We start from the raw sequence: 25,566 nt of genomic DNA, 5'->3' as shown, positions 1-25,566 counted from the left end.
CCGACCTCACACATACGATCGCGGAACATCGCGAGCCCGGATGGAGAGCGCATGACTCCCGTCGTCCTGATCGCCGAAGAACTTGCCCCGTCCGCCATCGACGTGCTGGCCTACGACTTCGACGTCCGGCATGTCGACGGGACCGACCGCCCCGCCCTGCTCCGCGAGGTCGTCGACGCCGACGCTCTCATCGTGCGCAGCGCCACCAAGGTCGACGCCGACGTGTTCGCGGCCGGCCACCGGCTCAAGGTGGTGGCCCGGGCCGGCGTCGGTCTCGACAACGTCGAGGTGCCCTGCGCGACCGCCCGCGGCGTCATGGTGGTCAACGCACCGACCAGCAACATCGTCTCGGCCGCCGAGCAGGCCATCGCGCTGCTGCTCGCGGTGGCCCGGCACACCGCCAGCGCCAGCACCGCCCTCAAGAACGGCCAGTGGAAGCGCTCCCGCTACACCGGCGTCGAGGTGCAGGGCAAGACCGTGGGCGTGGTCGGGCTGGGCCGGATCGGGGTGCTGTTCGCGCAGCGGATGGCCTCCTTCGGCACCCGGCTGATCGCGTACGACCCCTACATCCAGCCGGCCCGCGCCGCCCAGCTGGGGGTGCGGCTGGTCGGGCTCGAGGAACTGCTCCGGGAGAGCGACTTCATCTCGGTGCACCTGCCGCGTACCCCCGAGACCTTCGGTCTGATCGGCGAGAAGGAGCTCGGCATGGTCAAGCCGGGCGTGCGGATCGTGAACGCGGCCCGCGGCGGGCTGATCGACGAGCAGGCGCTCGCGGTGGCTCTGAGCGAGGGCCGGGTGGCCGGCGCCGGGCTGGACGTGTTCGTCACCGAGCCGATCACCGAGTCACCGCTGTTCGGGTTCGACAACGTGGTGGTCACCCCGCACCTGGGCGCCTCGACCGCCGAGGCGCAGGACAAGGCCGGCCTGTCGGTGGCCCGCAGCGTCAAGCTCGCGCTCCAGGGCGAGTTCGTCCCGGACGCGGTCAACGTGCAGGCCGGCGGTGTGGTCGACGAGGACGTGCGGCCGCTGCTCGCGCTCGCCGAGAAGCTCGGCCGGGTGTTCACCGCGGTGGCCGGTGGGGTGGCCGCCAGCGTCACGGTCGAGGTCCGCGGCGAGATCGTCACGCACGACGTCGCCGTGCTCCGCCTGGCCGCCACCAAGGGCCTGTTCGCCTCGGTGGTCGACGAGCGGGTCACGTACGTCAACGCGCCCCAGCTCGCCGCCGACCGCGGGGTCGAGGTGGAGCTGCTGGTCAGCGACGAGCCCGCAGAACATCAAAACCTGGTGACCGTACGCGGCGCGCTGCCGGACGGGCGCACCGTGAGCGTGGCCGGCACGCTCACGGTGACCACCACCCGCGAGATCAGCAAGCTCACCGAGGTCGACGACTTCGACCTCGACCTCACCGCCGACGGGGTGCTGCTGTTCCTGAGCTACAGCGACCGGCCCGGCGTGATCGGCGCCATCGGCACCCTGCTCGGCGAGTCGGGGGTCAACATCGCGGCCATGCAGGTGGCGCGCCGGGAGGCCGGTGGCGAGGCGCTGATGACGCTGCGGCTGGACTCGTCGGTCGATCCCGAGCTGCTCTCCGCGGTGGCCGAATCGATCGGCTGTGCCCGGTGCAGCGTGGTCGACCTGCGTAGCGAGTAAGCCTCAGCCGGTCAGCGCGTGCGCGCTGGTGGTGGGTAGACCGTTCCGTCCTGGAGGTCGAGCAGATCGAGGTTCAGTTCGCCGGCCAGCCGCTCGATCGTCTCCAGCACGACATCTGGGCAGTTCTCGTCCAGCCGCATCTGGATGTGGTCGGCGGCGGCGTGCAGCGGAGGGTGGGCCCATGGCGAGCCGGGCGCCGATGCATGCGGACCGCGGTCCGGATAATCGCTGGTCAAGGCGTCATAAAAGGCGACGACGCGGGGGTCGGCCGGGCGCTGCGGGTGTTCACCACGCGCGCATCGTGCGTTGGCGGCCCGCACGGCGTCCGGCAGGGACGTCTGGTCCATCGCCCACACCACTAGGTCGAAACTCACCGGCGCATGGTGCCATCACCGCGGGCGACACGCCGGAACAAGACGGCCGACACGCGGGGGATGCGTCTTGCGCGTCTTTAGTCCGCATCGCTAGCGTTGTCCCTGCCGCACGTCTTGCCGGTGGGTTCGTCTTCGGGTGACGCCTCCACCGCGGCGGGGCAGCGGCTGTGTATCCCGGCGGGACCGAGCCACGCGTACTCGTCGCAGCAGCCCCCGAGCCGTTTGCCGCGGCTCGGGGGCTGTTCGTGTCCGTCCCGTCTCTCGGATTGGGACCGGCGTACCGAAGATCGGGACGCAGGGCTAGCCTGGGTGGCATTCGTCGTGCGGAAAGCAGCAGGGGGCAGTCGTGAGCGTGGCGCGGATCGCGGTGGTGGCCGGCGACGGCATCGGGACCGAGGTGACCGCGCAGGCCCGCAAGGTGATCGAGGCGGTGCTCCCGGGCACCGAGTTCCACGACTACGACCTGGGCGCCCGCTTCTACAACCGCACCGGCGAGGTGCTGCCGCCGACCGTCCAGGACGAGTTGGCCGGCCACGACGCCATCCTGCTGGGCGCGATCGGCGACCCGAGCGTGCCGCCCGGCGTGCTCGAGCGCGGCCTGCTGCTCAAGCTGCGGTTCGACTTCGACCAGTACGTGAACCTGCGCCCGTCGAAGCTCTGGCCCGGCACCACCAGTCCGCTGGCCGGCATCAAGCCCGGCGAGATCGACATGGTCGTCGTCCGCGAGGGTGTCGAGGGCCTCTACGTCGGCGCCGGCGGCGTCCTGCACAAGGACACCCCCGCCGAGATCGCCACCGAGGAGAGCCTGAACACGCGGCACGGCGTCGAGCGGGTCATCCGGGACGCGTTCGGCCGGGCCCAGCGCCGCGAGCGCCGCCACCTGACGATGGTCCACAAGACCAACGTGCTGACCAAGGCCGGCGGCCTGTGGGCGCGCACGTTCGCGGCCGTCGCGGCCGAGTTCCCCGAGGTCACCACCGAATACCAGCACATCGACGCGGCCAGCATGTTCATGGTCAGCAACCCGCAACGGTACGACGTGGTGGTGACCGACAACCTCTTCGGTGACATCCTCACCGACATCGCCGCGGCCGTCACCGGCGGCATCGGCATGGCGGCCAGCGGCTCCGTCAACCCGGAGCGCAAATACCCGTCGACGTTCGAGCCGGTACACGGCTCCGCGCCGGACATCGCCGGTCAGGGCATCGCCGACCCGGCGGCCGCCATCCTGTCCGGCGCCCTGCTGCTCGAGCACCTGGGCCACCATGACGAGGCCCGCCGAGTATCCGAGGCGGTCGCGGCCGAGGTCGCGTCCCGCACCGCGGGCACCCCGCTGCGGACCGCCGAGGTCGGCGACCGGGTCGCCGCCGCGCTCTGAGGCGACCCCGCCCCGCACCCCCGTCGCGGCCGTTGTCTTAACGGCCGTTCGGGGTAGATTCATGGAGCACTGCGGGTGCCGCGTGCCCAAATTCTTGAGAAAAGGCAGGTCCATCCGTTATGAGCGGTGGTGACAACCTCGAGTTCGAGATCCGTCCGAATCCGGCGCCCGTAGCCGCCTCGGAACGGGCCGCCCTGCTTGCCAACCCCGGCTTCGGCCGGATCTTCACCGATCACATGGTCACGGTGCGGTACGCGGACGGCAAGGGCTGGTACGACGCGCGGGTCGAGCCGCGGGCGCCGATCCCGATGGATCCGGCCGCCGCCGTGCTGCACTACGCGCAGGAGATCTTCGAGGGCCTCAAGGCGTACAAGATGGCCGACGGCGGGGTCGCGATGTTCCGGCCGGACGCCAACGCGCTGCGGTTCGTCAAGTCCGCCGAGCGGATGGCCATGCCGCCGCTGGCGCCGGCCGCGTTCCTGCAGTCGCTGCGCGAGATCATCCGGATCGACCAGGACTGGATCCCGCAGAGCGACGAGGGCAGCCTCTACCTGCGCCCGTACGCGTTCGCGAGCGAGGTCTTCCTGGGTGTGCGGCCGGCCCTCGAATACCTGTACCTGGTGATCGCGTCCCCGGTCGGCGCGTACTTCTCCGGCGGCATCAAGCCGGTCTCGGTGTGGGCCACCCCCGACTACACCCGGGCGGCCCCCGGCGGCACCGGCGCGGCCAAGTGCGGCGGCAACTACGCGGCCGGCCTCTCGGCTCAGGCCGACGCCATCGAGCACGGCTGCGACCAGGTCGTCTACCTGGACGCCGTGGAACGCAAGTACGTCGACGAACTGGGCGGCATGAACGTCTTCTTCGTCCTCGACGACGGCAGCCTGGCCACCCCGCCGCTGACCGGCACGATCCTGCCCGGCATCACCCGCGACTCGGTGATCAAGCTGGCCGAGCGGGCCGGCCACCAGGTCGTCGAGCGCCCGGTGAGCCTCGACGAGTGGCGCGAGGGTGCCGCCTCCGGCCGGATCCGTGAGGCGTTCGCCTGCGGCACCGCCGCGGTGATCACCCCGATCGGCACGATCAAGTCGCTGGACGGCGAGTTCACCGTCGCCGACGGCGGCTCCGGCGAGGTCACCATGGCGCTGCGCAAGCAACTGGTCGACATCCAGCGCGGCCGGGCCGCCGACCCGTTCGGCTGGGTGCACCGGGTGCTCTAACCCTCCCGGATCAGCCGTACGAACTCGTCGACCAGCCGATCCTGCTGGTCGAGCGTCGCGTCGGTGAGGCGCAGCGTCTTGTCGCCGACGGTCATCTCCACCGTGCGCGGGTGGGCCCGGCCACGGCCCACCCACGCCTGCAGCGCGGCTACCAGCTGCGTGATCGCCTCGGCCGAGCCGCCCAGCGAGACCACGAACGCCGCGGTGGCCGCGAGGTCGATACCCCGCGACCCCGGGGGAGCGGCGCCGGCCGGCACCGGGCGAACGTCGTCCACGTCGAGGTCGCGCAGTTCGGCGCGGAGCGGCCCGGACAGTTCCTCGAGGCGCTCCGGCTCGGCGCCGGGTTCGTCGATGGTCACGTACACCTGCATGCGGCACCTCGCTCTTGAGAGTTCTCCCAGCATGACGGGTACGCGGCGGCCGTGTGGATACCGCACTGACGGATCCCCGACCGTCGAGCGACAGGTGGCGGCCGGCGGCGGATCCTGATCGGCATGACGGACCGGCGCCTGGCCCTGGTCGTGGCGGTGGACAGCTACGACCATCCCGCGCTGCACCGCCTGGCCGCCCCCGCCGCCGACGCGGCCGCGCTGGCCGACATCCTGGGCGACGACAGCTTGGGCGGCTTCGAGGTCGACACCCTGCACAACCCGACGTCGTGGACCGCCGCCGAACGCGTCGAGGCCACGCTCGCCGACCGCCACTCGACCGACCTGGTGCTGCTGCACTTCTCCTGCCACGGTTTGAAGGACGACGCCGGCGAGCTGTACCTGGCCGCCACCAACACCCGCCCCGACCTGCTGGGCTCCACCGCGATCGACGCCGCCTGGGTCAACCGGGTGATCCAGCGCAGCCGGGCCCAGCGCGTGGTGCTGCTGCTGGACTGCTGCTACGGCGGTGCTTTCGAACGCGGCGTGGTTGCCCGCGCGGCCGGCTCGGTCGACGTGGGCGACCAGTTCCGCCAGCGCCAGCTGGGCCAGGGCCGCGGCCGCGTGGTCATCACCGCCTCGACCGCGATGGAGTACGCCTTCGAGGGCGCCCAGCTGGCCGACGGCTCCGCGGCGTCCCCGTCCATCTTCACCGGCGCACTGGTCGAAGGAATCCGAACCGGCGACGCCGACCGAGACCAGGACGGCCACGTGGCGCTGGGCGAGCTGTACGACTACGTCTACGACCGGGTCCGCGAACGCACCCCCAACCAGACCCCGAGCAAGTGGGAGTTCGGCCTGCGCGGCGAGCTGTACGTGGCCCGCAACCCGAACCGCCGGGTCCCGGCCACGAGGCTGGCTCCCGAGTTGCTCGACCTGATCCGCCACCCGGTAGCCGCGGTCCGCCTGGCCGCGGTCCACGAACTGGCGGGGGTGGCCGCCGACGACGACCCGGCCCGAGCGGCCGAGGCCCACCAAGCCCTGCAGCGCCTGACCGACGACGACAGCCGCCAGGTAAGCGCCGCAGCCACAGCCGCCCTCACCCCAACCGCGCCGGTCGTGCCCCCCGACCCATCTCCCACCGGCCCCCGACCGGACGTACCTCCCGCCGGCTCTCGACCGGACGTACCTCCCGCCGGCTCTCGACCGGACGTACCTCCCGCCGGCTCTCGACCGGACCCACCGTCCACCGATCCCCGGCCGGACCCACCGTCCACCGATCCCCGGCCGGACCTACCCTCCATCAACCCTCCAACCGACCTACCCACCGCCAACGTGCGACCAGACGCGCCTTCCACCGGCACCCAACCCGGACCGCCCGCCGGCCCCGCCGTGCCAGACAAATCGGATTCGTCTGGACGGCTGCCCGTCCGGAGGTCGGTCGCTGCGCAGCGGCTTCGTTACGGGCTTCGGATCGGGGCGATCATGGCGCTGCTCGGCGTCATCGGCGTGGTGCTCATCTGGGTCGGCAACCGGGCTACCCGGACGGACGGCAACCCGGGTGACACCGGTGCGGCTCGGGACTATGCGGGTCTGCTGACGATGCTGCCGGAGGCGATTCGGGGCAGCTGCCGACCCGGGCAGATCGATCCCGGCAGCAGTGCGGCCGCCGGGTGTCAGCCCGGTGCCTACGAACTGTGGGACACCAAGGAAGCCATGGACCAGGATCAGGTGGCGTCGGCCGGTTTCGGGGGCACCTGCACCACCGCGCCCACCGTGGAGCAACCGGCCGCCGTGCCGCTCGCGGATGTCAGCGACCGGGGCGGCCGGCTCTCCTGCGTCCGCAATGATCCGCACAAGTCGCCAGGATCTGCTTACTACGTGGTGGCCTGGGCGGTGGACGGGCTGTTGCTGACTGGCACCTTCATCTCGACCTCGGGCGCCAGCGAGCAGGACTACCAGCAGCTCTATGAGAAGGCCCTGGACATGCTCGGCCAGTTGCCCTAATCGGTCAGCAGGTGGCCGCGCAGCGCGGTGATCTCGGCGTCGGTCAGGCCGATCTCGCGGACGTAGTCCTCCACCGAGCCGTAATTCGCCCGCAGGTCGGCCAGGAACATCAGCATGGCACCGGGCGGCGACTCGAACATGTGCTCGTTGCCGAGCACCGCCGACGGGTGCTTCTCCATCAGGTAGGCGGTGAGCGGCCGCATCGCGTCGGTGGTCAGCGCGTAATCGGCCGCGATGTCCTCGTCGGACACACCGAGCAGGCTCAGGGTCAGCGCGCACACCGTGCCGGTGCGGTCCTTGCCGGCCATGCAGTGCACGATCACCGGTGCCCGGGAAGGTTCGGCGATCACCTGCAGCGCGGACCGGATCGCCTCGGTGCCGTCCTCCAGGAAGTTCACGTACCGGTCGGCCAGCCAGCGCTCGTGCACCACGTCGTCCGGCCGCTCGACCTCTTCCCAGTCGATGTGCTTGAGCACCAGGTTGCGGTAGTCCAGGCCGTGCCGTTCGGCCACCCGGCCGTACCTCTCGATCTCGAGCGGCCGGCGCAGGTCGATCACCGTACGCACCCCGAGCGCGGCGAACGCCTCGGCGTCGGCGTCGCCGATGCGGTGCAGCGCGTCCGCCCGATAGAGCCGTTGCCAGCGGACCGTGCGGCCGGAAAGGCCCAGGTAACCGCCGATGTCGCGGAAGTTGTAAGTACCGGAGAAGCGGAGATGCCGGGGGTTCGCGCCGTTCACCACGATCTCAACCTAGTCCCGAAAGGTGGAACAACGCTTCCCGCGAGGGCCGATAGTGGCATGCTTCATGTCGTGACCCACCTCGTGCTCATTATTGGCACCTAGCGCGCCGGCTGACTCTTCGCCGACGCGCAGACCTCCCGCGACCGCGGGGGGTCTTTTTGTTGGGCCACTCAAACTCTCTCCGGAAGGACAGGCGCGCCATGGACTACCAGGTCTTCGACACCACGCTGCGGGACGGCGGCCAGCGCGAGGGGATCAGCTACTCGGTCGCCGACAAGCTCGCGGTCGCGCGCCTGCTGGACGAGTTCGGCGTGGGTTTCATCGAGGGCGGCTGGCCCGGCGCCATGCCCAAGGACACCGAATTCTTCGCACGCGCGAAGACCGAACTGGACCTGAAGAACGCGGTGCTGGTCGCGTTCGGGGCGACCCGCAAGGCCGGCGTCGACGTCGCCGCGGACCCGCAGGTGCAGGCGCTGCTGGACGCCGGCACCCCGGTGGTCTGCGTGGTGGCCAAGTCGGACATCCGGCACGTGGAGCGGGCGCTGCGCACCACCGGCGACGAGAACCTGGCGATGGTCCGCGACACGGTGCGCCATCTGATCGCGAACGGCCGCCGCGCGTTCGTGGACTGCGAGCACTTCTTCGACGGCTTCCGCTACGACCCGGAGTACACCGCGTCGGTGGTCCAGGCCGCGCTCGAGGCCGGCGCCGAGCGGGTCGTCATGTGCGACACCAACGGCGGCATGCTCCCGTCCATGGTCACCAAGGCGATCACCGAGGTGGTGGCGCGCACCGGGGTGCGCGCCGACCGGCTCGGCATCCACTGCCAGAACGACACCTCGTGTGCGGTCGCGAACACCGTGGCCGCGGTCGAGGCCGGCGTCAAGCACTTCCAATGCACCGCGAACGGGTACGGCGAGCGCCCCGGCAACGCCGACCTGTTCGCCACCGTCAGCAACCTCCAGCTCAAGCTCGGGCTCAAGGTCCTACCGGACGGATGCCTGGAGAAGGCGACGCGGGTGTCCACCGCGCTCGCCGAGATCGCCAACATCGCCCCCGACACCCACCAGGCCTACGTCGGGGCCGCTGCCTTCGCTCACAAGGCGGGGTTGCACGCGAGCGCGATCAAGGTGGATCCGCTGCTCTACAACCACGTCGACCCGTCGGTTGTCGGCAACGACATGCGGATCCTGGTGACCGAGATGGCCGGCCGGGCCAGCATCGAGCTCAAGAGTCGTGAGCTCGGGCTGGACCTGGCCGGCCACCCGGACACGCTGACCACCGTGACCCGCAAGGTCAAGGACCTGGAGGCCGGTGGCTGGTCGTTCGAGGCCGCCGACGCGTCGTTCGAGCTGCTGGTCCGCGGAGAGCTGCCGGGCGAGGGCTTCGTCCGCCCGTTCACCCTGGAGTCGTACCGGGTGCTGGTCGAGCACCGCGAGGACGGCGCGGTGGTCTCCGAGGCCACCGTCAAGGTCCGGGTACGCGGCGAGCGGGTGATCGCCACGGCCGAGGGCAACGGCCCGGTCAACGCCCTCGACGAGGCCCTGCGGGTGGCACTGTCGCAGCACTACCCGCAGCTCAAGAACGTCGAGCTGACCGACTACAAGGTCCGCATCCTGGAGGGCAGCCACGGCACCAACGCGGTCACCCGGGTGCTGCTGGAGACCGGTGACGGCCACCGCGAGTGGACCACGGTCGGCGTCCACGAGAACATCGTCGAGGCCAGCTGGGTCGCCCTGGTGGACTCGCTGACCTACGGCTTGGCGCGGACGACGGCCCCCGCCTGATCGGGCGGCAGAAGTTCGTCCACGTCAGCCTTTAGTCCGGTCAAGGGTGGCGGCGGGGCGGTTGGAAGGGGGAGGCGACCGACGCGACCAGCGCGATCGCCTCCGCGGCCGGTCTCGGCGGGAGTTGCCGGCCGTCCCGCAGCCGCAGCGCGACCGAACCGTCGGCCACCTCCCGGGCGCCGAGCACCGCGACGTACGGGACCTTCCGCTCGGCCGCCGCCCGGATCCGGGCCCCGATCGAGCCGTCGTGGTGCACCTCGGCCCGCAACCCGGCCCGGATCGCCTCGGCCGCGAACGCCGAGGCCGCGGCGGACTGATCCGCTCCGATCGGCAGCACGTCCAGCTGCACCGGCGCGTACCAGACCGGAAATGCCCCGCCGTGCACCTCGATGAGGTGGCCGAAAAGCCGTTCCATGGAGCCGGCCAGGCTCCGGTGCACCATCACCGGGCGGTGCCGCCCGCCGTCCGCGGCCGAGTACTCCAGGCCGAACCGTTCCGGCATGAGGAAGTCCACCTGAATGGTGGCGAGGCTCCACTCCCGGCCGGCCGGGTCGACGATCTGCACGTCGATCTTCGGACCGTAGAACGCCGCCTCACCTCGTACCTCCTCGAACGGAATCCCGGCCAGCGCGGCGCGCAGCAGCGCCTCGGCCCGCTCCCACATCGCGTCGCCGCCGCCGTATTTGCCACCCTCGCCGCGCAGGGACAGCCGGAACGCGGTGGGACTCAGCCCGAGGGCCGCGTGCGCCTCGTCCATCAGCCGCAGCACCGCGGCCACCTCGTCGCCCACCTGGTCGAGCGCGCAGAAGATGTGGGCGTCGTTCAACTGAATCGATCGGACCCGGGCCAGGCCGCCCAGCACGCCGGAACGCTCGGCCCGGTACATCGGGCCCAGCTCGGCGATCCGCAGCGGCAGCTCGCGGTACGAGCGTTGCCGGGACTTGACCAGCAGCGCGTGGTGCGGGCACAGGCTGGGCCGGAGCACGAGTTCGTCGCCGCCCAGCCGCATCGGCGGGAACATGTCGTCGGCGAAGTTCTGCCAGTGTCCGGAGATCTCGTACATCTGGCGTTTGCCCAGCGCGGGCGAGTAGACATGCCGGTAGCCGTGCCGGCGTTCCAGTTCGTACAGGTAGGACTCCACCTCGTGCCGGGCCGCGGCACCGGCCGGCAGCCAGAACGGCAGTCCGGCGCCGATCAGCGGATCGGAGTCGAAGAGGTCGAGTTCGCGGCCGAGTTTGCGATGGTCGATGTGCATGCCGGGGTCTCCTTGATCGGGTGGCGAGACCCCGGGCGACAGAAACGGCCTCGGGCATCTCGCCCGGGGCCGTTGCGTCGCAGTTGGTCAGCGCGAAGCATCGCCGGGACATCCCGGCGTCGTCGTCGCGAACCTGCGCATCATGGGAACCGATGCTAGGCGGGTGGGGCGCCGCGGGCAGCCCAATTACCCTGGTGCCGTGACGACGCGCCAGCCCCGGGTGGAAATCGAGTACTGCACGCAGTGCCGCTGGCTGCTGCGCGCCGCGTGGACCGCGCAGGAGCTGCTCACCACGTTCACCCGCGACCTCGGCGAGGTGGCGCTGGTGCCCGGCGTGGGCGGCGTCTTCGAGGTGCGGCTGGACGGCGAGACGCTGTGGTCCCGGAAGGAGAGCGGCTTTCCCGACCTGGCCGAGCTCAAGCGGCTGGTGCGCGACCGGGTGGCGCCCGGCCGCGACCTCGGCCACAGCGACCGGAAGGATCAGTCGGCGAGCAGCTGATACAGGATGTGGTCCTGCCACTCGCCGGCGATCCGCAGGTAGCGTGGCGCCAGCCCGTACCGCTGGAAGCCGTTGCGTTCCAGCACCCGCTGCGACCCGAGGTTGTGGACCAGCGTGCCGGCTTCGAGCCGGTGCAGCCCGAGGTCGTCGAACGCGGTCCGGGCCGTCCGCGCCACCGCGGCCGTCGCCACCCCGCGGCCGTTCGCGTCCTGCGCCACCCAGTAGCCCAGGTTGGCCGACTGGAACGGGCCGCGGACGACGTTGCTGAGGTTGACCCGGCCGACGATCCGGCCGTCGTCGAGGATCACCTGCGGCAGCGCGGTGCCGGTCGCCCACAGGCGCAGCACCTCCTCGAGGTGGGCGCGCTGGCCCTCGGCGGTGTAGTAGTCGTCGCCGCGGACCGGGTCCCAGGGAGCGAGGAACTCCCGGTTGGCGGTGAGCACGGCGGCCAGTTCGGGGGCGTCGGCGACGGCGACGAGGCGGGTGGTCACGCCGGTCATGATGCCGGGACGGTCAGCTCCGCGACCACCGCGCGGTGGTCACTGCGCGGGATCGGGTGCACGCTGACGTCGCGTACGCCGATGCGTTCGTCGACCAGGATGTGGTCGATGGTCACCTTGGGGATCGCCCGGCCGCCCTCGTAGGGCCAGGTGCCGATCAGGCCCTTGCCGGCCGCGTCGGCGGCGTCCCGGTAACCGGTCGCGATCAGCTCGCGCAACGGTCCGTGGTCGAGTGTCGCGTTGAAGTCGCCCAGCAGGATGCGCGGCGTGCCGTCCGGGTCGGCCGGTGGCTGGGCCAGCAGGTCGCTGCGCCAGTCCTCGTTCACCCGCACCGACCAGGGCGCGAGCGGGTGCACCGACTCGACCACCACCGGCCCGGCGCCGGGGGCCACGACCGTGCCGTACGCCTGCCGGAAGCCCCCGCCGTTACGTTTGTCGCCCTTGTCGGCCAGCGGGTACCGCGAGTAGAGCCCGGAGCCGGACGCGGCGATCTCGTCGGCCAGCGAGTTGTACGGCATCAGCTCGCCCAGCCCCGCGGCGGCCAGCGCGTCCCGGCCCTCCGCGGTGAACTCCTGCACCGCCAGCACATCGATCCGCAGATCGCGGACCAGCCCCACGACGGTGGCCGGATCGGCACCGCCGAACAGCATGTTGCTGGTCATCACCCGCAGGGTGACGCCGGTCGCCGGGCCGCGTTCGCCGCTCAGCGCGCGCGGCGCCACCAGCGCGGTCAGCGTGATCGCCACGGCCAGCGCCACGGCGCCGGCGGTCCAGCGCCGGGTGGCCAGGGTGAGCACGGCGGGCAACCAGGACCAGGCGGCCACGTACGGCGTGAAAGCGAACAATTGCACCAGCGGCCCGCGCTCCCATCCGCCTAGCCGGACGATCGCCCACACCAGGCCGGGCAGCACCAGAAACCAGAACAGCACGGTCAGCGTCACCTTTCGTCGGCCACGGACGGCGTCGGCCGGCGGTGTCTCGACCGGGGCGCGCATGATCGTCATGGCGGCGAGGTTAGCCGCCTTTTGCTACCAGCGTCTTCCCTGCTCACGAGGTCTTCACCACTTTTGCTTAGGTCGCCGGCAGGGCCAGAACGGCGATGATCGATCGGTGGTCGCTGCGGGGCACCGGCCGCACATCGACATCCGTTACGCCGATCCGGCGGTCGACCAGGACGTGGTCGAGGGTGACCGGGCCGAGGGTGGGCTCCAGCCCGTCGCCGACCGCGTCGGCCGCGTCCCGGTAGCCGCCGGCCACCAGGTCGCGCAGCGGCGCGTGGTCGAGGGTGGCGTTGAAGTCACCCAGCAGGATGCGTGGCACGCCGCCGGGCTCACCGGCCGGATCGGCCCGCCGGCCCCAGTGCGCCGACTCCACGCCGACCGGCCCGGCACCCGGCGGCTGGACGGTCGCGTACGCCTCCAGATTGCCGCCCGGCCCTCGCTCGGCGCCGGTAGCGGTCACCGGAAACCGCGAATAGAGCCCCGACCCCGTCGCGCCCGGCTCGGCCGCCAGCGTCCGGTGCGGCAGCAGCGTGTCGAGCCCGGCCGCCGCCAGCGCGTCCCGGGCCGCCGGGGTCAACTCCTGCACCGCCAGCACCGCGACGTCGTGCTCGCGGACCAGGCGGGTCACCGCGGCCGGGTCGGCGGCGCCGCGGAACAGGTTGATCGTCATGACCGTCAGCGGCGTGCCGCCGGCCGGGCCGTGCGCGGCGTCCGGCAGGGCCCGCGGCAGCACCCCCACGGACAGGACCGCGGCCGCCATCACGGCGACCGCGGCCACCAGCCACTTGCGGGCCGCCAGCGCGGCCAGCACCGGTATCCAGGCCCAGGCCGCGGCGTACGGGGTGAACGCCAGCAGGTAGCCGCCCGGCAGGCCGAAGAGCCGCACCCCGGCCCACAGCAGGCCGGGGAGCACCAGCAGGAAGAGCAGGCCGGCCCGGAGCACCCGGTGGGCCGGCCGCACCTCCGGCGGCGTACTGGTGATGGTCATGGCCGCGACGTTAGCGCGCGGCGTTACAGCTCCGCGTCGACCACTTCGCCGACACCGGCGTCGGCCAACTCGCCACGGATCAGCGCCGCGTCGCCCTCGATCACCAGCGTGAGGCCGCCCGGGTGCAGGTGCGCGGCCGCGGCCGCGGACACCTCGGCCACGGTGGCCTCCAGGTACTGCCGGCGCAGCGCCGGGTAGTAGTCGTCGGGCAGGCCGTGCAGCACCAGCGTGCCGAGCGCGCCCACGATCGCGCCGGGCGTCTGCATCTCGACCGACAGCTGGCCGGCCCGCCACGACCGGGCTACCGCCAGCTCGTCCTCGGTCACCCCGTCCACCTGGGTGCGGGTGATCTCGCCGAGCGTGTCGGTGACGGCCGGCACGGTCACCGCGGTCTGCACGCCCGCGGCCACCTCGAACCGGCCGAACCGCCGGGTCATCGCGTAACTGCCGCGGATCCCGTACGTGTAGCCCTTGACCTCGCGGATCAAATGGTTGAGCCGGGACGTGAACGCGCCGCCCAGCACCGTGGCGGCGAGCGTCATCGGCACGTAGTCCGGGGTGGCCCGCTCCGGCGCCCGGTGCCCGATCCGCAGCGTCGACTGCACCGAGCCGGGCCGGTCCACCAGGATGATCCGGCGCTGGTCGCGCACCGGCACGCCGAGCGGGCCCTCCGGCGCCAGCGGTTCGCCGCCGGTGCCCGCGAACGCGGCCTCGCCGAGCGCGGTCAGGTCGAGCGTGTCCAGGTCACCGGCCACCAGCAGCACACCGGGGCGGAGCATCCAGTTCTGGTGGAACGCGACCACGTCGTCGACGGTCACGGCGGCCACCGACGTGGGGTCGCCGTGCAGCGGGCGGCCGTAGCGCCCGTCGCCGAAGAGGTCGGCGCGCAGCACCGCGTCGGCCCGCGGCCCCGGCTGGGCCCAGTCCATCCGCAGCGCGGTCACCTCGTCGTCGCGGACCCGGGCCACGTCCTCCGGGTCGAGCCGCGGGGTGCGGGCGGCCTCGGCGGCCAGACGCACGGCGTCCAGCAGCCGCGGCACGGTCGCGGACACGCCGACCCGGAACGCGTCCCAGTCGACCGACGGCGCCAGCTCGGCGCCCAGGCTCTCCAAAGCCAGCGCGTACGCGGCCGAGTCGCGCGCCCGGGTGCCCTCCTCGAGCGACTTGGCCAGCACGGTGGCGGTGCCCTCGCGGCCGGCCGGCTCGCGGGCGGCGCCGGCATCGAGCAGCAGCATGGCGCTGGCCAGCAGCTGGCCCGGCAGGTGCGCGGCGACCACGGTGCCGCCGCCCACGCTCACCCGGCGCAACTCCGGGAAGGTGTACGGCCGGGCCGGCCCCGCCGAGGGCCGGGTGGTGACGAGCGTCATGGCTTCTCCTCGGGAACGTAGGTCAGCGTCACCCGGGACTCGGGCTTGAGTGCGTACGCGGCGGCCGCGGTCACGTCGTCGGCGGTCACCGCGAGCCACTGCGGCAGGCGGTACGCCACCGTGGCCGGGTCGCCGAACTGGGTCGCGTACCGGCCGAGCGTGTCGGCCCGGCCGCCCACCGTGGACACCTGCCGCCACCAGGCTGTGGTCAGAAGTGCCTTGGCCCGGTCGAGCTCGGCCGCGGTGACCGGCTCGGTGATCAGGCTGCCGACCACCTCGGCCAGCCCCTCCTCGAGCACGCCCACGTCCACGCCGTCCTTGGCGGTGGCGGTGATGATCATCGGGGCCGGCGCGTGCGCCAGGTCGACCCCGTACGACCCGATGTAGTCCGGCTGGGCGATCCGCTTGCCGTCGGCGAGCCGCTGGTAGAGCCGGCTGCCCCGGCCGTTGCCGAGCACGGTCGCGAGGACGGTGACGGCGTCGTACTGGGCGGTGCCGAACGGGTAGGTGCGGTGCGACACGTAGATCCGCGGCGCCGGCACCGCGGCCGGCACGGTCTCGCGGACCGGCGAGGTGGCCGGCCCCGGCAGGTGCCCACTGGGCGCCGGCGGGATCGAGGTCACCGGCTCGATCGCCCCGAAGTATTTCTCGGCCAGCGCGAACACCTCCTCCGGCGAGGTGTCGCCGACCACGGTGAGCACGCAGTTGTTGGGCGCGTAGTAATGCTGGTGGAACGCCTTGAACGTGTCCAGGCTCGCCGCGTTCAGGTCTTCCATCGACCCGATCGTGGCGTGGTGGTAGGGGTGACCCTCCGGGTAGAGCAGCTCCAGCAGGCGCAGCCAGGCATCGCCGTAGGGCACGTTCTCGTACCGCTGCCGCCTTTCGTTCTTTACCACCTCGCGCTGGTTGTCCAGGGTCTCCTGGGTGAGCGCCGGCACCAGCCCGCCCATCCGGTCGGCCTCCAGCCAGAGCGCCAACTCGAGATGCTCGGACGGCATCGTCTCGAAGTAGTTGGTGCGGTCCGGGTTGGTGGTCGCGTTCAACGACCCACCGTTGCCCTGCACCAGCCGCATGTGCTCGGTCTTGGCCACATGCACCGACCCTTCGAACATCAGATGCTCGAAGAGATGCGCGAAACCGGTCTGCCCGGCCGGCTCATGCCGAGAGCCCACGTCATACCAGAGGTTGACGCACACAACCGGCGCGCTCCGGTCCGCACTGACCACAACCCGAAGGCCGTTGCCCAGCCGGGTGGTTTCCAAAGGCCACGGATAGCCGGTACCGACAACCGGCGCGTTAGGGGACGTCACCCACCCATACTGCCTTGTCCGGGGACGGTTCGACGCCCGTCGGGTCCGCCGGACCTGACGGATAACCGCGTGGCGCTCTCCGCGGAGCGGTGCGATGCTGGGCGGCGAGCGCGAGGAGGTAGCAGGCCGATGGCCGAGGTAGTGATCCGGCCGGGCCTGGTGATCCCGGACACGGAGTTGAGCTGGCGTTTTTCCCGGTCCAGCGGGCCCGGTGGCCAGGGGGTCAACACCACGGACTCGCGGGTCGAGCTGTCCTGGAACCTGGCCGAGTCGCCGGTGCTGGGGCCGAGGTTGAAAGAGCGGGCGATAGAACGCCTGGCCGGTCGCCTGGTCGGCGGCGTGCTCACGATCGTGGCCTCCGAGCACCGCTCCCAGCTGCGCAACCGGGAGGCCGCCGAGGCCCGCCTGGCCGGCATCGTGGCCGGTGCCATCGCGCCGCCGCCGCGGGTGCGCCGGGCCACCAAGCCGTCCCGCGGCTCGGTCGAACGCCGCATAGCCGAGAAAAAACGCCGCGGCGAGACGAAGCGCAACCGCCGCTCATTCCCGGGTGACTAGCGCGCAGACCGCCCCGCGAGACCCGTTCCGCGCAGCGGTTTGACTCCGCCTGATCCTGTCGCGCCCCTTGGGTCTACGAACGCGATCTTGTCGATCTGCGGTTCATTGGTGCGGGGTCGGAGGAGCCGCATTCAAGAACGGTTGCGAGGATCGGCGAATGGAGGATCCGGTCGGGACCGCGGTGCGGCGGCCCTGGGATCTGCCGGATTTTCGGCTTTTGTGGACTGCGGGCACTGTTTCGGTCTTTGGCAGCCACGTCACGTTGCTGGCGGTTCAGGTGCTTGCGGCGGTGGTCCTGCAGGCTTCGGCGACACAGATGGGGTTGCTCAGCGCCGCCGGCGTGGTCCCGTACCTCCTCATGGGTTTGATCGCCGGGGTGATCTCGGACCGCTACCGGCGCAAGCCGATGATGGTGGGCACGGATGCCGGGCGCGCGTTGCTGCTGTGTGTCATTCCATTGCTGTACGCCGTGGGCCAGCTCACCTTTCCCGCCCTCCTGATAGTGGTCGCGGCGATCGGCGTTCTCTCGCTCTTCTTCGACGCGTCGGCGCAGGCTTTCATGCCCACGGTGGTCCGGTCGCCGGGGCTGCTCACCGCGGCCACCGCGCGCGCGGAACAGTCCGCCGCGGTCGCGCAGACCGCCGGGCCGCTGCTGGCCGGAGTGCTGATCAGGACCGTGGGCGCGCCGGTGGCGTTCCTGATCGACGCCGTCTCGTTCGCCGTGTCCGGCCTGCTGATCAGCCGGATCAGGGTCGGCGAGACCGTCCGGCCGGCGGCCGGGCGACGCGGGTTGTGGGCCGAGTTGCGCGAGGGCCTGGCGTGGGTCTACCAGCACCGGATGCTCGCGCCGATGGCGTTGAGCGGGCACCTGTGGTTCCTCGCGCACAGCGTCCTGATCGCGGTTTTCGTCCTCTACCAGCTGCGCGGCCCGGCGGACGGCGGCCTGGGCCTCAACGAGTTCCAGCTCAGCGTCACCTACGCGGGCGCCGGTCTGGGCGCGGTCCTCGGCGGCGCGGCCGCGAACCGCTGCTCGGTGCGCTTCGGACCGGGCCGCACCATGGTCGCCACCCGGGTGCTCATGCCGCTGCCCTGGTTGCTGGTCGCGTTCGCGGTGCCCGGCCCGGCCGGCTGGGCGATGCTGATCGCCGGCCAGTTCCTGTTCTGGATCGCGATGGGCGTCGAGGGCCCCAACGAACTGGCCTACCGCCAGTCGGTCACCCCGGACCGGCTGCAGGGCCGGATGAACACCACGATCCGCTCGCTCAACCGCGGCATGATCGTGATCGGCGCTCCGGCGGGTGGCCTGCTCGCCGACGCCACCAGCTTCCGGACGGCCGTCTGGGCGGGCATCGGCGGCCTGGTCCTGTCGGCCGCCTACCTCGCACTCTCACCCTTCCGGCACGCCGACCTGCCGGGCCGCTGACCCGCCGGCCGCCCGCGATCTTGGTGCGCTGATCATCGCCCGCGGTGGTGGTTCGCCCGTGCTCACGGGACCGGTCGGGTCGGCGTCACCGGTCCACGACCTGCGGAGGCGATGGCACCGGCCGCGCATCAATCAAATGGCGAAAGTCGAGAGAACACGAACTCCACATGATCTCTGGAGTTTGCGCGGCCGTTGGGTTGCGGCGAGGTGGACTGCCTGCCCGGGCGGCGTCGGCGTCAAGATCCCGGGTGGCGGGCGGCGGGCGGCGGGCGGCGGGCGGCGGGCGGGAGCGTGGCTGAATGTCGGCAGGTCCAGGTCCGCCGGTGTCCACCGCATCCATTGCCGCCTCGACGCAGTAGTCCTCCGGCCCTGGGCCGCGATACTGCCGGCGACCAGCACCATCAGCCATGTCCGCACCCGGCGATGATGGTGGCCGGCCGATTCGCGCTCCATCCTGCGCGGACCCGGCACCTCGCCGACGAAGGATGCACTTGAGTGGAAAAGCGGACGACAACCGCCGGCCTGTCGGTGATCACCCTGTCCGGCGGCGACCGGGGCACCGTGCTGCTGCTGCACGGGCTGGCCGGCAGCGCCACCGAGATGGTGCCGCTGGCCCGCGGGATCGCCGCGGCCGGCTACCGCGTCCTGGTGCCGGACCAGCGAGGTCACGGGCACAGCACCCGTCGCCCGGACGACGTCTCGCGGGCCGCCTACGTCCGCGACGCCGTGGCGCTGCTCGACGACGGTCCGGCCTGGCTGGTCGGCCAGTCGATGGGTGCGCACACCGCGATGCTCACCGCCGCCGCGCGACCGGATCTCTGCCGGGGGCTCGTCATAATCGAGGGCGGGGTCGGTGGCGGGGGCGGCGACTACCCGGAGCGGCTCGGGAAGTGGTTCGCGTCCTGGCCGGTGCCGTTCGCCGACGAGGCCGCGGCCCGGCGGTTCCTCGGTGACGCGCCGATCGCGGATGCCTGGATCGCCGGCCTCGAGCGTCGCGCCGACGGCCTGTGGCCGCGCTTCGACGCCGACGTCATGGCGGCCGCGATTCGCGAGGTCGCGGCGGTGGCGCGCGGGGCGGAGCGAGACCGGGTCACCGCCCCGGTGCTGACCATCCTGGGCGAGCACGGCACCCTCGACCCGGCAGAGGTGCGCGGGCCGGCCGTGGTGGTCGCCGGCGCCGGCCACGACGTGCATCTGGACCGGCCGGACGAGACGCTGCGGCTGGTCCTGGCGTTCGTCAGCGGTGGTTGAACGGTGCGACCGCCTCGCGGTTGCGGCGGGACGCCTCGGCACCCAGCAGTTCCTCGCACACCCGGATGAGACGGGCCCGCAGCGCCGCGGCCCGCCGGGCGAACTCGCGCTGCCGGGCGACGTACTCGGCCTTGCCCTCCGGGGTTTCGATCTTCACGGGTTCGTAGCCGTAGGAGGTCAGGTCGTACGGGCTGGCCTGCATGTCGAGCAGCCGGATGTCGGCGGCCAGGGCGAAGCAGTCGAGAGCCAGCGCACCGGGCACCGCCGGCCCCAGCTTGGTGGCCCACTTGTGCACGTCCATCGCGGCGTGCAGGCAGCCGGGCTGATCGAGGTCAACCTGGGTGGCCCGGGTGGGCTGGAGCCGGTTGAGACCAACCGCCTCGGGGGTGAAGAACCGGAACGCGTCGTAGTGCGTGCACCGGATCGGGTGCTGCTCGACGACCTTGTCGGTCTCGTCCTGGCCGAGCCGCAGCGGCAGCGGGTGCCGGTGCTCGCGATCGCGGTAGACCATGGCCCACTCGTGCAGGCCGAAGCAGCCGGAGAAGACCGGCCGGGACGCGGTCGCGGTGAGCAGCCCGTGGATGTAGCGGACGCTCTCGCCGCGGGCGTGCATGAACGCTTCCTCGTCGAGGGTGACCACACCGTCCGGATAGGTCAGGTAGAACTTCCAGGCGGCGTGTTCGGCCACCCCGGCAGGAGCGGGCGCGAGGCCGGCGCCGACCCCGGGGTGCCAGCGGCGCAACTGGGCCGGGCGGGTGCCGTAGTAGTCGTAGAGGAAGTCTTCGATGGCGTGCTTTTCGCCGGTGGCACGACGCGTGCGATGGCCCTCGGTCATCTCGTCGGCCCGCTCGGCATGGGCGCGGGCCAGGGGAATCCAGGTGACCGAGGGCAGCGTCGTGGTGAGCGCCCTCACCTGCTTGATCCCCATGGGATTCAGCGTATCCAGCCAACGCGATCAACACGATCACCGTTAGGCGCGAATCAGCGCGGCGGGTCGGGCAACTGACAAAAGTTGTACGCCGATATGTAGTACACCTACTACATTCTTGATAAGGTGCTGGACATGGGAGGAATGACTTTGACGGGGGCTCTCGACGCCGGCACCGGGCTGCCGGGCGACGAGACGGTCATCGCCGTCCGCGATCTCCGGATGCGGTACGGCACCAAGGACGTGTTGTCCGGGGTGAGCTTCACGGCCCGCCGCGGCGAGGTCGTCGCGCTGCTGGGGCCGAACGGCGCGGGCAAGACCACCACCATCGAGATTCTCGAGGGCTTCCGGATGCGCTCGGCCGGCGACATCCGGGTGCTCGGCATCGACCCGGCGACCGGCAACGAGGCCTGGCGGGCCCGCTTCGGCGTGGTGCTCCAGTCCTGGCGTGACCACGGCAAGTGGCGGGTCCGCGAGCTGCTGGCCCACCTCGGCGCCTACTACGGTCCCTATTCGACCGACCGGCATTCCCGGCCCTGGCCGGTCGACGACCTGCTCGCCGTGGTCGGCCTCACCGAGCACGCCGGCCAGCGGATCGCCCGGCTCTCCGGCGGCCAGCGCCGCCGGCTGGACGTGGCGATCGGCATCGTGGGCCGGCCCGAGCTGCTGTTCCTCGACGAGCCGACGGTCGGCTTCGACCCGGCCGCCCGCCGCGAGTTCCACGACCTGGTGCACCGGCTGGCCGATGTGGACGACGCCACCATCCTGCTCACCACGCACGACCTCGACGAGGCCGAGAAGCTGGCCGACCGCATCGTGATCCTGGCCGGCGGCCGGATCATCGCGGACGGCTCGGCCGACGAGTTGTCCCGCCGGGTGGCCGGCGAGACCGAGATCCGCTGGACCCGGGACGGCCAGCGGTTCGTGCACTCGGCGGCCGACGCCACCAGCTTTGTCCGCCAGCTGTTCGCGCAGTACGGAGACGACATCGCCGATCTCGAGGTCCGGCGCAACAGCCTCGAGGACACGTACATGAAACTGGTTGTTGAGGCCGAGGGAGGCGCGCGATGATCGCCGTCATCAGGACCGGGATCGCCCGCGGCGGCATCGAGCTGCGGCAGACCTTCACCAACGCCACCGACCTGTGGGGTTACTTCTTCCCGACCGTGCTGCTGCTCGGCACGATCTTCTTCATGCGCGACGCGCACGTGCCGGGTACCGAGTTCTCGCTGGGCGCCAGCACGCTGCCCAGTGCCCTGGGGATGGGCCTGGCCTTCGGCGGCCTGATCATGGTTTCCCAGCACCTCATCGTCGACCGCGAGGACGGCACGCTGTTGCGGGCCAAGGCGACGCCGAACGGGATGAGCGGTTATCTGATCGGCAAGACCGTGCTGGTCGGCGGGATGGCGCTGATCGCCTTCCTGCTCCAGCTGATCCCCGGGCTGTTCCTGGTCGAGGGCCTGCGCCTCGACCTGGCCGGCTGGCTGACCCTGCTCTGGCTGGTGCCGCTCGCGCTGGTGGCCACCATGCCGATCGGCGCCGTGATCGGCTCGGTCATCGAGAACCCGCGCAACATGGGCATCGTGATGCTGCCGCTGATCGGCCTCATCGCGATTTCCGGCATCTTTTACCCGATCACCAGCATGCCGGGCTGGCTGCATCCCGTCGCGCAGGTGTTCCCGGTCTACTGGCTAGGGTTGGGCATGCGTTCGGCCTTCCTTCCCGACGCCCTGGCGGCCGTCGAGCTGACCCACTCGTGGCGGCACCTGGAGATGTTCGGCGTGCTCGGGCTGTGGGCGGTACTCGGCCTGCTGCTGGCGCCCACCCTGCTGCGGCGGATGGCGCGCCGCGAGTCCGGCTCGGCGGTGGCGGCGCGGCGCGAGCGGATCCTCACGACTGTCGGCCGATGAGCAGCGAGCTCACCTACAACCGGATCGCGATGCTGCGCGCCGAGCGCGGCATCTCGCGGCGGCAACTCGCCGACGCCCTGGGCGTGCACTACCAGACGGTGGGCTACCTCGAGCGCGGCGAGTTCAGCCCGAGCCTCCACCTGGCGCTGCGGATCTGTGCGTACTTCGAGGTGCCGGTGGAGGTGGTGTTCGCGCTGGACCCGTTCCCGCGGCTGGGCGCCGACACGAACGGGGCCTTCCGGTCGGCGTAGATTTCCGGGAGAGCTTCCGAGAGTGGGGGATTTCCCGTGCGTTTCGCCCGTTTTGTTCATGCTGGTGGCGTGTCCTTCGGGGTGGTCGAGGGCAGCGAGGCCGACGGTTTGACCATCGCCGAGATCAACTCGCTGCCGTTCGACAAGGTGCAGTTCAGCGGGCAGCGGTGGGCGCTCGCCGACGTGCGCCTGCTGGCCCCGATCTTTTCCAGCAAGGTGATCGGGATCGGCCGCAACTACGCCGACCACGCCGCCGAGCTCGGCAACGAGGTGCCCAAGGAGCCGCTGATCTTCATCAAGCCGTCCACCTCGGTGATCGGGCCGAACGACGCGATCCGGCTGCCACCGCAGTCGCAGCGGGTCGAGGAGGAGGCCGAACTGGCCGTGGTGATCGGTGCCACCGGCGCCCGGCGGGTCGACCGGGCCGGTGCCGAGAGGGCGATCTTCGGATACACCATCGGCAACGACGTGACCGCCCGCGACCTGCAGCGCAGCGATCCGCAGTGGACCCGGGCCAAGGGCTTCGACTCGTTCTGCCCGATCGGCCCGTGGATCGTCACCGGCCTGGACGTGAGCGACCTGGAGATCCGCTGCGAGGTGGGCCGCAACCCGGACGCCATGGAGATGCGGCAGATCGGGCGTACCAAGGACCTGGTCTTCGACATCCCCACGCTGATCTCGTACGTGTCGCACGTGATGACGCTGCTGCCGGGCGACATCATCCTGACCGGCACGCCCGCCGGGGTGAGCGAGCTGACCGCGGGCGACACCTGCTCGATCAGCATCCAGGGCATCGGCGAGCTGCGTAATCCGGTCGTCTCACTGGACTGAGCTATCCGGCGGCGGAAAACCCAGAGAACCCGATGACCTCTCAATCCCGTCGAGCAGCAGGCCCAGGCCGTACTCGTACGCGTCCCGGGCCTGCTCGTCGGCGCCCCGGTCGAAGCCGCCGGCGTTCCACAGCGCGGTCATCGCCGGGTGTGCCTCGACGTCGAACCACTTCTCCCACAGTTCGCCGCGCTGCAACCACCACTCGTCCGAGCTCAGCCCGGTGGCCCGGCGCAGCAGCGTGCTCTCCGCCTCCTGCCGGGCAGCCGCCACCACCCAGCCCGAGATGGCCGTCGCGGCCCGGCTGACCTGCGCGGTCGGCAGCCCCAGGCCGGACACGGCGGCCAGCACGTACTCCTGTTCGGCGAGCATCCCCGGCCCGATCGGCGGCCGCAGCTGCGACACCCGGGCCAGCCAGGGATGCGCCCGGTACATCGCGAACGTGCGGTCGGCGTACGAGCGGATCTGCTCGCGCCAGTCCTCGGGCCGCGGGCCGTGCAGGCCGCGCTCCACGAACACCTCGTCGACCATCAGGTCGACCAGGTCGTCGCGGGACGGCACGTAGGTGTAGAGCGTCATGGTCGCCACCGACAGTTCGGCGCCGAGCCGGGCCATCGAGGCCGCCTCGATCCCCTCGGCGTCGGCGATCCGGATGCCGGCCGCCACCACCGCGTCGACGGTCAGCCGGGGCGGCCGCCCGGCCGCCTTACGCGCCGGGATCGACCGCCGCCAGAGCAGCGGCAAAATCCGCCCGGTGAAGTCAGTCCCGTCCAACCGCCCCACCCGCCACCCTAGAAAGGAAAAGAACTTCTCGTATACCCTACGGTAAGCCATTCTCGTAGGGAGTACGGAAATGAAGATCTTGGTAACGGGGGCCACCGGTAACGTGGGCCGGATGGTCGTCGACGAGCTGCTCGCCCTGGGTGCCGACGACGTGCGTGCCCTCACCGTCGATCCCGAGCGGGCCGCGCTGCCGGCCGGCGTCGAGGTGGTCCGCGGCTTCCTCGGCAAGGTCGAGACGCTGCCGGCGGCCCTGCAAGGCGTCGACGTGATGTACCTCGCCCCGCACATCCCGACCGTCTTCGAGGCCTGCCGGCTGGCCGCGGACGCCGGCGTCGGCCGGATCGTCGACCTGGCCGGCGCCAAGGGCGACCACTGGCAGGAGGTGGAGGACGGCGTCGAGGCCTCCGGGGTGCCGTTCACCCACCTGGAGCCGGGCGAGTTCATGGCGAACACCGGCATCTGGGCCGAGCAGATCCGGGCCGGTGACGTGGTGCGCGACGCCTATCCGGAGGCCGCCACCGCGGTCATCGCCCAGGAGGACATCGCCGCGGTGGCCGCCAAGGTGCTGGTGACCGACGGTCATGTGGGTAAGTCGTACGAGCTCACCGGCCCGGAGTCGCTGAACCGCCGGGAGAAGGTCGAGCGGATCGGCCGGGCGCTGGGCCGCGAGCTGGTCTACGTCGATCTGCCCCGGGATGCGGCGGTGCAGCAGTTCGCGCTGGCCATGGGGGAGTACAGCGAGTGGTATCTGGACGGCCTGGCGCAGCTCGTCGGGCACCCGCAGGCCGCGTTGCCGACCGTGGCCGAGCTGCTCGGGCGCCCCGCGATGACGCTCGAGGAGTGGGCCCGGCGGCACGCGGACATGTTCCGCTGAGGTAACCCGATTTGGTGGGCCCACATGGGTCGGGTAGAGTTCTTTCTCGGCACGGGAAACCGAGCCAATGGGGTATGGGGTAATTGGCAGCCCGACTGATTCTGGTTCAGTTAGTCTAGGTTCGAGTCCTGGTACCCCAGCGCTACCAATCCTCGCGGAGGGGTGGTGCTGGACTTCTGATAGAGTTCGGCCCGCCGCTGACGCGAGAAAGCGGAAGCAAGCAGGTCCTGGCCCCGTCGTCTAGCGGCCTAGGACGCCGCCCTCTCAAGGCGGTAGCGAGGGTTCGAATCCCTTCGGGGCTACGCAGCGTAACGGCTCGCAT

General features: G+C 71.4%; 25 protein-coding genes and 2 tRNA genes. 16 read left to right on the top strand and 11 right to left on the bottom strand.

Annotation, left to right across the window (positions count from 1 at the left end; translation table 11 throughout):
* Positions 1-51 precede the first annotated feature (51 nt).
* On the top strand, positions 52-1,650 hold the full coding sequence (gene serA, locus Ari01nite_RS06050) for a phosphoglycerate dehydrogenase (protein ID WP_203780042.1): 1,599 nt from the start codon (positions 52-54) through the stop codon (positions 1,648-1,650).
* A gap of 11 nt (positions 1,651-1,661) precedes the next feature.
* Here serA and Ari01nite_RS06045 read toward each other — a convergent pair whose 3' ends face one another.
* Complete coding sequence (locus Ari01nite_RS06045) at positions 1,662-1,997, bottom strand: hypothetical protein (RefSeq protein ID WP_239162499.1); 336 nt, start codon at positions 1,995-1,997, stop codon at positions 1,662-1,664.
* Positions 1,998-2,370: 373 nt separating this feature from the next.
* On the opposite strand from Ari01nite_RS06045, the gene Ari01nite_RS06040 reads away from it, so the two are divergent.
* Together Ari01nite_RS06040 and Ari01nite_RS06035 are read left to right on the top strand one after the other, a co-directional pair.
* Positions 2,371-3,402, top strand: a complete 1,032-nt coding sequence (locus tag Ari01nite_RS06040) for a 3-isopropylmalate dehydrogenase (RefSeq protein ID WP_203780040.1) — start codon at positions 2,371-2,373, stop codon at positions 3,400-3,402.
* A 119-nt stretch (positions 3,403-3,521) separates the two neighbouring features.
* Positions 3,522-4,619: a branched-chain amino acid aminotransferase gene (locus Ari01nite_RS06035; protein ID WP_203780039.1), complete on the top strand. Its 1,098-nt coding sequence runs from the start codon at positions 3,522-3,524 to the stop codon at positions 4,617-4,619.
* Here Ari01nite_RS06035 and Ari01nite_RS06030 read toward each other — a convergent pair.
* Entirely contained in the window at positions 4,616-4,990 is a 375-nt protein-coding gene (locus Ari01nite_RS06030; RefSeq protein WP_203780038.1) for an effector-associated constant component EACC1, read from the bottom strand. The genes Ari01nite_RS06035 and Ari01nite_RS06030 overlap by 4 nt on opposite strands.
* Before the next feature lie 123 nt (positions 4,991-5,113).
* Between Ari01nite_RS06030 and Ari01nite_RS06025 the strand changes: the two genes are divergently transcribed.
* Positions 5,114-6,994, top strand: coding sequence for a caspase family protein (locus Ari01nite_RS06025; RefSeq protein WP_203780037.1), 1,881 nt, complete (start codon positions 5,114-5,116; stop codon positions 6,992-6,994).
* Here Ari01nite_RS06025 and Ari01nite_RS06020 read toward each other — a convergent pair.
* Positions 6,991-7,734: a tyrosine-protein phosphatase gene (locus tag Ari01nite_RS06020; protein WP_203780036.1), complete on the bottom strand. Its 744-nt coding sequence runs from the start codon at positions 7,732-7,734 to the stop codon at positions 6,991-6,993. The two genes, Ari01nite_RS06025 and Ari01nite_RS06020, sit on opposite strands and share 4 nt — an antisense overlap.
* 200 nt (positions 7,735-7,934) lie before the next feature.
* Here Ari01nite_RS06020 and cimA point away from each other — a divergent pair, with 200 nt between their 5' ends.
* On the top strand, positions 7,935-9,521 hold the full coding sequence (cimA, locus tag Ari01nite_RS06015; protein WP_203780035.1) for a citramalate synthase: 1,587 nt from the start codon (positions 7,935-7,937) through the stop codon (positions 9,519-9,521).
* Positions 9,522-9,561: 40 nt separating this feature from the next.
* On the opposite strand, the gene thrS is transcribed toward cimA, so the two are convergent.
* Complete coding sequence (gene thrS / locus Ari01nite_RS06010) at positions 9,562-10,776, bottom strand: threonine--tRNA ligase (RefSeq protein ID WP_203780034.1); 1,215 nt, start codon at positions 10,774-10,776, stop codon at positions 9,562-9,564.
* Between the two features lie 199 nt (positions 10,777-10,975).
* Here thrS and Ari01nite_RS06005 point away from each other — a divergent pair, with 199 nt between their 5' ends.
* On the top strand, positions 10,976-11,275 hold the full coding sequence (locus tag Ari01nite_RS06005) for an Rdx family protein (protein WP_203780033.1): 300 nt from the start codon (positions 10,976-10,978) through the stop codon (positions 11,273-11,275).
* Here the strand turns inward: Ari01nite_RS06005 and Ari01nite_RS06000 are convergent.
* The 5 genes from Ari01nite_RS06000 to Ari01nite_RS05980 form a co-directional block, all read right to left on the bottom strand.
* On the bottom strand, positions 11,257-11,775 hold the full coding sequence (locus tag Ari01nite_RS06000) for a GNAT family N-acetyltransferase (RefSeq protein WP_203780032.1): 519 nt from the start codon (positions 11,773-11,775) through the stop codon (positions 11,257-11,259). The two genes, Ari01nite_RS06005 and Ari01nite_RS06000, sit on opposite strands and share 19 nt — an antisense overlap.
* Positions 11,772-12,770 (bottom strand): endonuclease/exonuclease/phosphatase family protein, encoded by a 999-nt coding sequence (locus tag Ari01nite_RS05995; RefSeq protein WP_239162542.1) that lies wholly within the window; start codon positions 12,768-12,770, stop codon positions 11,772-11,774. Before Ari01nite_RS05995 ends, Ari01nite_RS06000 begins: the two co-directional genes overlap by 4 nt.
* 76 nt (positions 12,771-12,846) lie before the next feature.
* Positions 12,847-13,764, bottom strand: a complete 918-nt coding sequence (locus tag Ari01nite_RS05990) for an endonuclease/exonuclease/phosphatase family protein (RefSeq protein ID WP_203780030.1) — start codon at positions 13,762-13,764, stop codon at positions 12,847-12,849.
* Positions 13,765-13,787: 23 nt separating this feature from the next.
* On the bottom strand, positions 13,788-15,131 hold the full coding sequence (locus Ari01nite_RS05985) for a M16 family metallopeptidase (protein ID WP_203780029.1): 1,344 nt from the start codon (positions 15,129-15,131) through the stop codon (positions 13,788-13,790).
* Positions 15,128-16,441, bottom strand: coding sequence for a M16 family metallopeptidase (locus tag Ari01nite_RS05980; RefSeq protein WP_203780028.1), 1,314 nt, complete (start codon positions 16,439-16,441; stop codon positions 15,128-15,130). The genes Ari01nite_RS05985 and Ari01nite_RS05980 overlap by 4 nt, the downstream gene beginning before the upstream one ends.
* Positions 16,442-16,570: 129 nt before the next feature.
* Here Ari01nite_RS05980 and arfB point away from each other — a divergent pair, with 129 nt between their 5' ends.
* The 3 genes from arfB to Ari01nite_RS05965 all read left to right on the top strand — a co-directional run bounded on the left by arfB (position 16,571) and on the right by Ari01nite_RS05965 (position 19,670).
* Complete coding sequence (gene arfB, locus Ari01nite_RS05975) at positions 16,571-16,996, top strand: alternative ribosome rescue aminoacyl-tRNA hydrolase ArfB (RefSeq protein WP_203780027.1); 426 nt, start codon at positions 16,571-16,573, stop codon at positions 16,994-16,996.
* Between the two features lie 157 nt (positions 16,997-17,153).
* Positions 17,154-18,419 carry an MFS transporter gene (locus tag Ari01nite_RS05970; protein WP_203780026.1) on the top strand — a complete coding sequence of 422 codons (1,266 nt, stop codon included), beginning with the start codon at positions 17,154-17,156 and terminating at the stop codon, positions 18,417-18,419.
* Between the two features lie 495 nt (positions 18,420-18,914).
* Positions 18,915-19,670, top strand: a complete 756-nt coding sequence (locus Ari01nite_RS05965) for an alpha/beta fold hydrolase (RefSeq protein ID WP_203780025.1) — start codon at positions 18,915-18,917, stop codon at positions 19,668-19,670.
* On the opposite strand, the gene Ari01nite_RS05960 is transcribed toward Ari01nite_RS05965, so the two are convergent.
* Complete coding sequence (locus Ari01nite_RS05960; RefSeq protein WP_203780024.1) at positions 19,657-20,598, bottom strand: 3-methyladenine DNA glycosylase; 942 nt, start codon at positions 20,596-20,598, stop codon at positions 19,657-19,659. The genes Ari01nite_RS05965 and Ari01nite_RS05960 overlap by 14 nt on opposite strands.
* Positions 20,599-20,742: 144 nt before the next feature.
* Between Ari01nite_RS05960 and Ari01nite_RS05955 the strand changes: the two genes are divergently transcribed.
* Genes Ari01nite_RS05955 through Ari01nite_RS05940 form a run of 4 tightly spaced genes read left to right on the top strand, consistent with a single transcriptional unit; the run spans position 20,743 to position 23,590 of the window.
* Entirely contained in the window at positions 20,743-21,669 is a 927-nt protein-coding gene (locus Ari01nite_RS05955) for an ABC transporter ATP-binding protein (RefSeq protein ID WP_203780329.1), read from the top strand.
* A complete protein-coding gene (locus Ari01nite_RS05950; RefSeq protein ID WP_203780023.1) occupies positions 21,666-22,508 on the top strand; it encodes an ABC transporter permease in 843 nt (280 codons plus the stop codon). Before Ari01nite_RS05955 ends, Ari01nite_RS05950 begins: the two co-directional genes overlap by 4 nt.
* Positions 22,505-22,759, top strand: coding sequence for a helix-turn-helix transcriptional regulator (locus tag Ari01nite_RS05945; protein ID WP_203780022.1), 255 nt, complete (start codon positions 22,505-22,507; stop codon positions 22,757-22,759). Before Ari01nite_RS05950 ends, Ari01nite_RS05945 begins: the two co-directional genes overlap by 4 nt.
* Before the next feature lie 36 nt (positions 22,760-22,795).
* Complete coding sequence (locus Ari01nite_RS05940; RefSeq protein WP_203780021.1) at positions 22,796-23,590, top strand: fumarylacetoacetate hydrolase family protein; 795 nt, start codon at positions 22,796-22,798, stop codon at positions 23,588-23,590.
* Here the strand turns inward: Ari01nite_RS05940 and Ari01nite_RS05935 are convergent.
* Complete coding sequence (locus tag Ari01nite_RS05935; RefSeq protein WP_203780020.1) at positions 23,579-24,361, bottom strand: TetR/AcrR family transcriptional regulator; 783 nt, start codon at positions 24,359-24,361, stop codon at positions 23,579-23,581. The genes Ari01nite_RS05940 and Ari01nite_RS05935 overlap by 12 nt on opposite strands.
* 79 nt (positions 24,362-24,440) lie before the next feature.
* Between Ari01nite_RS05935 and Ari01nite_RS05930 the strand changes: the two genes are divergently transcribed.
* The 3 genes from Ari01nite_RS05930 (at position 24,441) to Ari01nite_RS05920 (ending at position 25,546) form a co-directional block, all read left to right on the top strand.
* Positions 24,441-25,244 carry an NAD(P)H-binding protein gene (locus Ari01nite_RS05930; protein ID WP_203780019.1) on the top strand — a complete coding sequence of 268 codons (804 nt, stop codon included), beginning with the start codon at positions 24,441-24,443 and terminating at the stop codon, positions 25,242-25,244.
* Between the two features lie 68 nt (positions 25,245-25,312).
* Positions 25,313-25,384: transfer RNA gene (locus tag Ari01nite_RS05925), tRNA-Gln, on the top strand.
* An 89-nt stretch (positions 25,385-25,473) separates the two neighbouring features.
* Positions 25,474-25,546: transfer RNA gene (locus Ari01nite_RS05920), tRNA-Glu, on the top strand.
* Positions 25,547-25,566 lie beyond the last annotated feature (20 nt).

The organism is Paractinoplanes rishiriensis (assembly GCF_016862375.1).
Classification (GTDB): domain Bacteria; phylum Actinomycetota; class Actinomycetes; order Mycobacteriales; family Micromonosporaceae; genus Actinoplanes; species Actinoplanes rishiriensis.
Note: the sequence above shows the minus strand (reverse complement) of the source record. Positions and strands in the feature narration are given on the sequence as shown.

Coding starts and splice junctions, on each gene's coding strand:
- cimA (WP_203780035.1), top strand. CDS start 7,935: ATGGACTACCAGGTCTTCGACACCACGCTGCGGGACGGCGGCCAGCGC.
- Ari01nite_RS05995 (WP_239162542.1), bottom strand. CDS start 12,770: ATGCGCGCCCCGGTCGAGACACCGCCGGCCGACGCCGTCCGTGGCCGA.
- Ari01nite_RS05985 (WP_203780029.1), bottom strand. CDS start 15,131: ATGACGCTCGTCACCACCCGGCCCTCGGCGGGGCCGGCCCGGCCGTAC.
- Ari01nite_RS05960 (WP_203780024.1), bottom strand. CDS start 20,598: ATGGGGATCAAGCAGGTGAGGGCGCTCACCACGACGCTGCCCTCGGTC.
- thrS (WP_203780034.1), bottom strand. CDS start 10,776: ATGCACATCGACCATCGCAAACTCGGCCGCGAACTCGACCTCTTCGAC.
- Ari01nite_RS05930 (WP_203780019.1), top strand. CDS start 24,441: ATGAAGATCTTGGTAACGGGGGCCACCGGTAACGTGGGCCGGATGGTC.
- Ari01nite_RS06035 (WP_203780039.1), top strand. CDS start 3,522: ATGAGCGGTGGTGACAACCTCGAGTTCGAGATCCGTCCGAATCCGGCG.
- Ari01nite_RS06030 (WP_203780038.1), bottom strand. CDS start 4,990: ATGCAGGTGTACGTGACCATCGACGAACCCGGCGCCGAGCCGGAGCGC.
- Ari01nite_RS05990 (WP_203780030.1), bottom strand. CDS start 13,764: ATGACCATCACCAGTACGCCGCCGGAGGTGCGGCCGGCCCACCGGGTG.
- Ari01nite_RS06045 (WP_239162499.1), bottom strand. CDS start 1,997: ATGGACCAGACGTCCCTGCCGGACGCCGTGCGGGCCGCCAACGCACGA.
- serA (WP_203780042.1), top strand. CDS start 52: ATGACTCCCGTCGTCCTGATCGCCGAAGAACTTGCCCCGTCCGCCATC.
- Ari01nite_RS05970 (WP_203780026.1), top strand. CDS start 17,154: ATGGAGGATCCGGTCGGGACCGCGGTGCGGCGGCCCTGGGATCTGCCG.
- Ari01nite_RS05945 (WP_203780022.1), top strand. CDS start 22,505: ATGAGCAGCGAGCTCACCTACAACCGGATCGCGATGCTGCGCGCCGAG.
- Ari01nite_RS05955 (WP_203780329.1), top strand. CDS start 20,743: ATGACTTTGACGGGGGCTCTCGACGCCGGCACCGGGCTGCCGGGCGAC.
- Ari01nite_RS06000 (WP_203780032.1), bottom strand. CDS start 11,775: ATGACCGGCGTGACCACCCGCCTCGTCGCCGTCGCCGACGCCCCCGAA.
- arfB (WP_203780027.1), top strand. CDS start 16,571: ATGGCCGAGGTAGTGATCCGGCCGGGCCTGGTGATCCCGGACACGGAG.
- Ari01nite_RS06025 (WP_203780037.1), top strand. CDS start 5,114: ATGACGGACCGGCGCCTGGCCCTGGTCGTGGCGGTGGACAGCTACGAC.
- Ari01nite_RS05950 (WP_203780023.1), top strand. CDS start 21,666: ATGATCGCCGTCATCAGGACCGGGATCGCCCGCGGCGGCATCGAGCTG.